8 protein-coding genes and 1 pseudogene are annotated in these 6,371 nt (G+C 65.0%); 7 read left to right on the top strand and 2 right to left on the bottom strand.

The window, feature by feature from the left end:
* Positions 1-309, top strand: a pseudogene (locus BLV25_RS03050) (IS6 family transposase); the annotation flags it as partial.
* A gap of 103 nt (positions 310-412) precedes the next feature.
* Positions 413-2,047 (top strand): acyl-CoA synthetase, encoded by a 1,635-nt coding sequence (locus BLV25_RS03045; RefSeq protein ID WP_092730709.1) that lies wholly within the window; start codon positions 413-415, stop codon positions 2,045-2,047.
* A 550-nt stretch (positions 2,048-2,597) separates the two neighbouring features.
* Here the strand turns inward: BLV25_RS03045 and BLV25_RS03040 are convergent.
* On the bottom strand, positions 2,598-2,891 hold the full coding sequence (locus BLV25_RS03040; protein ID WP_021073349.1) for a 2Fe-2S iron-sulfur cluster-binding protein: 294 nt from the start codon (positions 2,889-2,891) through the stop codon (positions 2,598-2,600).
* A gap of 2 nt (positions 2,892-2,893) precedes the next feature.
* Entirely contained in the window at positions 2,894-3,391 is a 498-nt protein-coding gene (locus BLV25_RS03035; protein ID WP_021073348.1) for a GNAT family N-acetyltransferase, read from the bottom strand.
* Between the two features lie 155 nt (positions 3,392-3,546).
* Between BLV25_RS03035 and BLV25_RS03030 the strand changes: the two genes are divergently transcribed.
* The 5 genes from BLV25_RS03030 to BLV25_RS03010 all read left to right on the top strand — a co-directional run bounded on the left by BLV25_RS03030 (position 3,547) and on the right by BLV25_RS03010 (position 6,225).
* Positions 3,547-4,467 carry a Phenylacetic acid catabolic protein gene (locus BLV25_RS03030; protein ID WP_039400804.1) on the top strand — a complete coding sequence of 307 codons (921 nt, stop codon included), beginning with the start codon at positions 3,547-3,549 and terminating at the stop codon, positions 4,465-4,467.
* Position 4,468: 1 nt separating this feature from the next.
* Complete coding sequence (locus tag BLV25_RS03025) at positions 4,469-4,879, top strand: metal-sulfur cluster assembly factor (RefSeq protein WP_021073346.1); 411 nt, start codon at positions 4,469-4,471, stop codon at positions 4,877-4,879.
* A 61-nt stretch (positions 4,880-4,940) separates the two neighbouring features.
* Positions 4,941-5,147 (top strand): hypothetical protein, encoded by a 207-nt coding sequence (locus BLV25_RS03020; protein ID WP_021073345.1) that lies wholly within the window; start codon positions 4,941-4,943, stop codon positions 5,145-5,147.
* The gene (locus BLV25_RS03015; RefSeq protein WP_021073344.1) at positions 5,144-5,908 is read left to right on the top strand and encodes a Phenylacetic acid catabolic protein; all 765 of its coding nucleotides are present in this window, start codon (positions 5,144-5,146) and stop codon (positions 5,906-5,908) included. Before BLV25_RS03020 ends, BLV25_RS03015 begins: the two co-directional genes overlap by 4 nt.
* Positions 5,908-6,225, top strand: a complete 318-nt coding sequence (locus BLV25_RS03010; protein ID WP_092730707.1) for a PaaD-like zinc ribbon domain-containing protein — start codon at positions 5,908-5,910, stop codon at positions 6,223-6,225. The genes BLV25_RS03015 and BLV25_RS03010 overlap by 1 nt, the downstream gene beginning before the upstream one ends.
* Positions 6,226-6,371: the final 146 nt, after the last annotated feature.

The raw sequence follows: 6,371 nt of genomic DNA, 5'->3' as shown, positions 1-6,371 counted from the left end.
CACGTCCGGCTATTTGCGACGGCTACAACCGCCCTCACAGAAATTTTCCTGCGCGAACTGCGTCAAAAACACGATGTCGAATCCGCCGTGTTTCTTGTTGACGGCGCGAAACACCTCCAAACCGCGCTTTCCCGAGCTGGGCTCCGATTTCAGATACATCACCACGGAAATCGAAATGCTGTCGAACGGATCTTTCGAGAACTGAAGCGTCGAACCTCGTCGTTTTCAAACTGCTTCAGCCACGTTGAACCGGAAACCGCCGAAAACTGGTTGCAGAGCTTCGCTCGATGGCTCAATGCTACTAACTAAACACTACCGCCGCGACGGGAGGAATCGTTGCCGGATGGGGTGGCAAAGGTTGCCGAAAAAAACCAACAAGTATAACGCAACCAACTATCATGAGATAGGGTAGATGCAGCCATCAGTACCACAGGAGTACCTCCCGGACGAGTCGGACCGACCGGATTACATCCACCCGCTCCCGGAGCTCCACTACCCGCAGGAGATCAACGCCGCCGAACAGCTCGTCGACGTCCACGTCCGCAACGGCCACGGCGACGCCGTGGCGATCCACTTCGAGGACGAGGAGATCACCTACGCCGAGCTGCAGGACCGGGTCAACCGGATGGGGAACGCGCTGGCCGACCTCGGCGTCGAGGCCGGCGACCGCGTCGTCGCCCGATTCCCGAACCGTCCCGAGGCGATCGTCACGTGTCTGGCGGTCCAGAAGATCGGGGCGGTCGCGCTCCCGTCGATGAAGCTGCTGCGCGCGAAGGAGCTGCGGTACATCATCAACAACGCCGAGGCGTCGACGGTCGTCGTCTACGACGGCCTGCTGGAGGAGGTCAACAACGCGCTGCCCGACCTCGACACCGTCGAGAACGTGGTCGTCGCCCAGCGCAACGGCGTCGAGCACGACCACCACGACTACGACGAGCTGCTCGAGGCTGCTAGCCCCGAGCTCGAGGCGTACCCGACCGAGCGGGACGACCTGGCCCTGATGCTGTACACGAGCGGCACGACCGGCCGGCCGAAGGGCGCGATCCACACCCACCGGCACGTCCTCGCGACGGCCGACGGGTACGCGCGCTACTGCATCGAGCCGACCGAGGACGACGTCTTCGGCGGGAACCCGCCGCTGCCGTTCGCGTACGGCTACGGCGACCTGGTCACGTTCCCGCTTCGATTCGGCGCGAGCGTGAGCCTCGTCGAGGACGCCTCGCCGGAGGACCTCCTGGAGGCGACCGAGGAGCACGGCATCACCGTGATGTGTTCGATCCCGACCGGCTACAACCAGATGCTCTCCCAGCACCCGGACGCGACCGAGGAGTACGACCTCTCCTCGCTCCGGCTCGGGCTCAGCGCCGGCGAGCCGCTCACGCCGACCACCTTCGAGAACGTGAAGGAGGAGTACGGCATCAAGCTCCTCGACGGGATCGGCACCACGGAGATGCTCCACATCTTCATCAGCCACCGGCACGACGAGGAGATCGACCCGAGCGCGACCGGGTTCGCGGTCCCCGGCTACGAGGCGAAGATCATCGACCCGGACACGGGCGAGGAGTGTGAACGCGGCGAGGCCGGGCTGCTGGCCGTTCGCGGCCCGACCGGCGTGGAGTACTGGGACCGTCCCGAAAAGCAGGCGGACGCCGTCGAGGACGGCTGGTCGCTGCCCGGCGACATCTTCGTCCAGCGCGAGGACGGCCGCTTCGAGTACAAGTCCCGCAACGACGACCTCATCGTCTCCAGCGGATACAACATTCCCGGTCCGGAGGTCGAGGCCGTCGTCGAGGAGGTCGAGGAGGTCGCCGAGGTCGCCGTCGTCGGCAGCCCGCACGAGGAGCGCGGCGAGATCGTGAAGGCGTTCGTCGTCACCGCCGAGGGCGCCACGGGCGACGACGGGCTCGTCGAGCGGATCCAGAACCACGTCAAGGACACGCTCGCGCCCTACAAGTACCCCCGTGCGGTCGAGTTCGTCGAATCCCTCCCGCGGACCGAGACGGGCAAGATCCGCCGGACCGAGCTTCGCGAACGCGAGCGTCAGTAACCCCGCTCGAAGTACCGTCGCCTCCCGCTCGAAGTACCGCCGCGCCTCGTTCGACGTTCCACGTTCGAACCCGACCGTCTCCGCCGTCGGTTCGACGTCGTTTTTCGTCGCGGTGTCTCCCAACCGCCGTCACGAGACGCGTCTCGAGGCGGCACCCTCGCCCGTATACAGGTACGTATACGAAAGTGTATACGGAAACGGCCGCCGGATCGGCGGTTACTCCACGACGCCAGGACGGTGGATTACAACCATAGGTTTGTGAGGAAAATTGGTCGTGTCCGGATGGAGCCGATCAAGCCGGCGACGCGAACGGGGACTCGAGAAACCATCCCGATCGATCGGGATGGTGTATACGATATATGTATACACCCGCTGCGGTCGTCCGTCGGTGGTCGGCGGTTCGAGGCAACGGCGCTGTGGTCGACGGTCCTGTAGTTGACGGGGCTGTGGTCAACGGTCCTGTAGTCGACGACGTCGTCGTCGCCGAACCAGGGTCCACGACTGCCGTCAGAATGAACGCGTTCGCGCAACGCCGATCGGCGATGCCCGCTCAGGGGCCGCGGTCGGTCTCAAGCTTGAGGTCGGCACGCGGCTTCGCGATGCAGGTCAACACGTACCCCTCCTCCTTCTCGGAGTCGGAGAGGAACATTCCCTCCGTCTGGTCGACGTCGCTCGGGTCGCTGTCGCCGGCGAGCTTGGCCGAACAGACGCCGCAGACGCCCATTCGACACTGGTAGGGCATATCGATGCCGGCGGCCTCGGCGGCCTCCAGGATCGGCTCGTTCTCCGCGACCTCGATCGTCCGGTCGAGGTCGACGAACTCGACGGTGTGGGTCTCGACCATGCTTAGGCGTCCTCGTCGACGCGCCGTTCGTAGACGTGTTCGACCGGCTCGAAGCCCCGGTTGCGGTAGAACTCCGCGGAGTCCTCGTCGCCGTGCATCACGTCGACGCGGTAGAAGTCCACCTCGCGGGGTTCCTCGCCGAACCACTCGTGGGCTGTCTCGACCATTCGCCGGCCGAGCCCCTCGCCGCGATGGTCCTCGGTGACGAAGTGGCCGTTGATGTAGCCGTGATTCTCCAGGCGGAAGATCGGGTGGTTCCCCATCACGCGCGCCTCGAGGACGCCGACGAGGTCGCCGGAGTCCGCGTCCTCGGCGACGACGACGGTTCCGTATTTGGAGTTGAGCAGCTGGTTCTCGAAGTACTTCAGCCACCGATCGTTGGCGCTTTCCTTGTGCCGGTAGCGCTCGTCGTACTTCGAGAGGTGTTCGGTGAACCCGTGCCAGAGCTCGAGGAGTTCCTCGCCATCGCCGGACTCGGCGTGTCGAACCTCGTAGGTCATACGAGCCCGAACGACGCCGAGGATTAAAAAAGTCGCCCTCCGCGACGGCCGGCTCGCCCGTCCGAGACCGCCGCGTTCGGGCGGTCAGTTACGCCGTTCGTATACAGAAAAGGATTATAACCCTCGGTGGCTAAGGAATTCACAGCGAGTCAGCTATGCCCACGGAAGCGAAACTCAAAGAGCAAGTACAGAACGGCAAGATGATCGAGTCGCGCGAGGAGATGACGGAGGGATACGAGAAGGCGCTCAAGCAGATCCTCACCGTCTCGGGCGACACCGAGCTGATGAGTGCCCCCGCCTACTACGAGCAGTCCCTCAACGCGCCGTCGATGGACGCCCGCGCGTCCTGCATCAGCGTCATCCAGGACGAGCTCGGCCACGGCCACATCGCCTACCGACTCCTCGAGGACCTCGGCGAGGACCGTCACGACCTCATCTACGAGCGGGAACCGCACGAGTTCCGGAACACGTACGGGTTCGACCAGCACATCGACAACTTCGCGGAGCTCGTCAGCGCGCACGGGATGTTCGACCGCGCCGGGATCGTCCTCCTCAGCGACGTCCACGAGAACACCTCCTACGCGCCCTGGAAGCGCGCGCTCACGAAGGTGAACAAGGAGGAACAGTTCCACCTGCGCCACGGCGAGACCTGGATGCGCCGGCTCGCCAACAAAAGCGACAAGACGCGCGCGAAGCTCCAGGACGCCATCGACTGGATGTTCCCGATGGCGATCGAGTGGTTCGGCCTGCCGGACGACAAGAAGAAGCACGACGAGCAGCTCGAGTACCGCATCAAGGGCAAGACGAACGACGAGCTGCGGCAGGACTGGCTCGAGCGTGCGATGCCGCTGATGAACGAGCTCGAGCTCGACGTTCCGGCCCACTACGACGAGGCGGCCGACGAGTACGTCCTCGATTACGAGTTCCCGGTCGCCTTCGACGAGGAGAACAAGGAGTGGCGCTTCGACGAGCCGATCTCGTGGGACGACGTCATCGACCGCTGGCGCGGGCGCGGCCCGGCCAACGAGAAGTACGTCGACCTGATCCAGTCGAAGACCGTCGAAGTGCAGGTGTAAGATGTCCTGTAGCACCCCGACGCCGGACGACTCGACGCCGGACGACTCCACGGCGCCCGCGACCTCCAGCGACTTCATCGAGCGTCGCCGACGGAACGCGACGGGCTTCGAGGCGGAGGTCTGGGACGTCATCGACGAGATCCCGGACCCGCACATCCCGGTGAGCCTCGTCGAGATGGGGATGATCTACGACGTCGACTACGCGGACGGCCACGTCGACGTCGAGATGACCTTCCCCTGTATGGGCTGTCCCGCCTACGACATGATCCACAACGACATCGAGAGCTGCCTGCTCGTGTACGACCGGGTGGACTCGGTCGACGTGGACGTCGTCTGGGAGCCCGTCTGGTCGAAGGAGATGCTGACGGCGGACGTCCGCCGGAAGATGAACGAATCGGGCATCAGCCTGTAACGCAAGCGACGAACACACGCACACCGAACGACACCGTGACCAACGAACGAGACACACAACGATGACACGACATTACGAAGTCTTCGCCCGGATCAACCAGGGCGATGAGACGCTCCACATCGGAAACGTACAGGCGGACAGCGATCGCCTCGCGAAGCTGTACGCGCACAACACCTTCGACGAGGAGGACTGGGACTTCCTGGCGGTCGTCCGCCGCGAGGACGTTCTCGAGGTCGACGTCGACCAGGAGGTGCTCTCGCCGGCATGAGCGAGTGGCCCGACCCCGCCCTGGACTACGTCCAGGCCATCACGGACACGAAGCTCGTCCTGGGACACCGCTACGCGCAGTGGTCCCTGACGGGTCCCTCGCTGGAGGACGACATCGGCGGCGCCAGCGCCGCCCAGGAGGAGGTCGGACACGTCCGCCAGCTCTTCCGGCTCCTCGAGGACCAGGGACGCGACTCGGACTGGCTCGACGGACACCGTGACCCCGAGGAGGTCAACAACGTCGCCAGCCTCGATTCGATCGACGGCGAGTGGCCCGAGTACCTCGCGACGATCGCCACCGCCGACCGCGCCGCGTGGTATCTGCTCGACGCCATCGACCACGAGGACTTCGGCGGGATGGTGACGAAGATGGGCGAGGACGAGTACTTCCACCTGGAGTACCACGACGCCCGCCTGGAGAGCCTCGCCGAGAAGGAGACCGAGGTCATCCAGTCGACGCTCGAGGAGACGTTGCCGCAGGCGCTGGCGTTCATCGGCCCCGCCGAACACGACGCCGAGTCGGACCCGCTGTACGGGGCCGGCTTCACCGACCGTCCCGTCGCCGAGATCCGCGAGTCCTACCTCCGCCACTTCGAGGACCTCTTCGAGGGAACGTCGGTCTCGCTCGAGAACGTGGACCGCTCGGCGCCCGACCTCGAGGCGTGGAACGAGACGCGCCGCCGCGTGAACGGCGGATCGATCCCCGAAGCGGACCTCGTCCAGATCCGCGGCGACAGCAACGAACTGTACGTGATGGATTGATGACGGTGACCTCCGAGAACCGAACCGGCGGGGACGTGGACCCCGACGTCGAGGGCGCGGACGCCGACGAAGGGGATGCGGATCCCGACGTCCCGGATTCGGACGCTGACGTTCCGGATTCGGACGTCGACGCCGCCGCCGGGACCGACCGCGGCGACGACGAGCCGACGGTCCGGTGTCCGTTCTGCGAGTCGACGGACGTGGAGCAGGAGTCGCAGTTCGGCAGCGAGATCTCGAAGTCGCAGTACTACTGCAACGGCTGCCACACCGTCTTCGAGCGGATCAAGTACGACGGCAAGCGGCCCGACACGAGCTGAGGGTCGCAGCCGTCGGATCGGCCGAGGACACCACGGCCGCGACCGTCGGAACGCGACGTGAACGCCCGACCCGGAATCGACGTAGAGCGCGGCGAGAGCTTCTGCTGCGGCGATATACGCGTCGTTCGGTATGAGAAGCTATTTAT

The organism is Halopenitus persicus (assembly GCF_900107205.1).
Classification (GTDB): domain Archaea; phylum Halobacteriota; class Halobacteria; order Halobacteriales; family Haloferacaceae; genus Halopenitus; species Halopenitus persicus.
The sequence above is the reverse complement of the archived record's forward strand: the minus strand, read 5'-3'. Positions and strand labels throughout refer to the sequence as shown.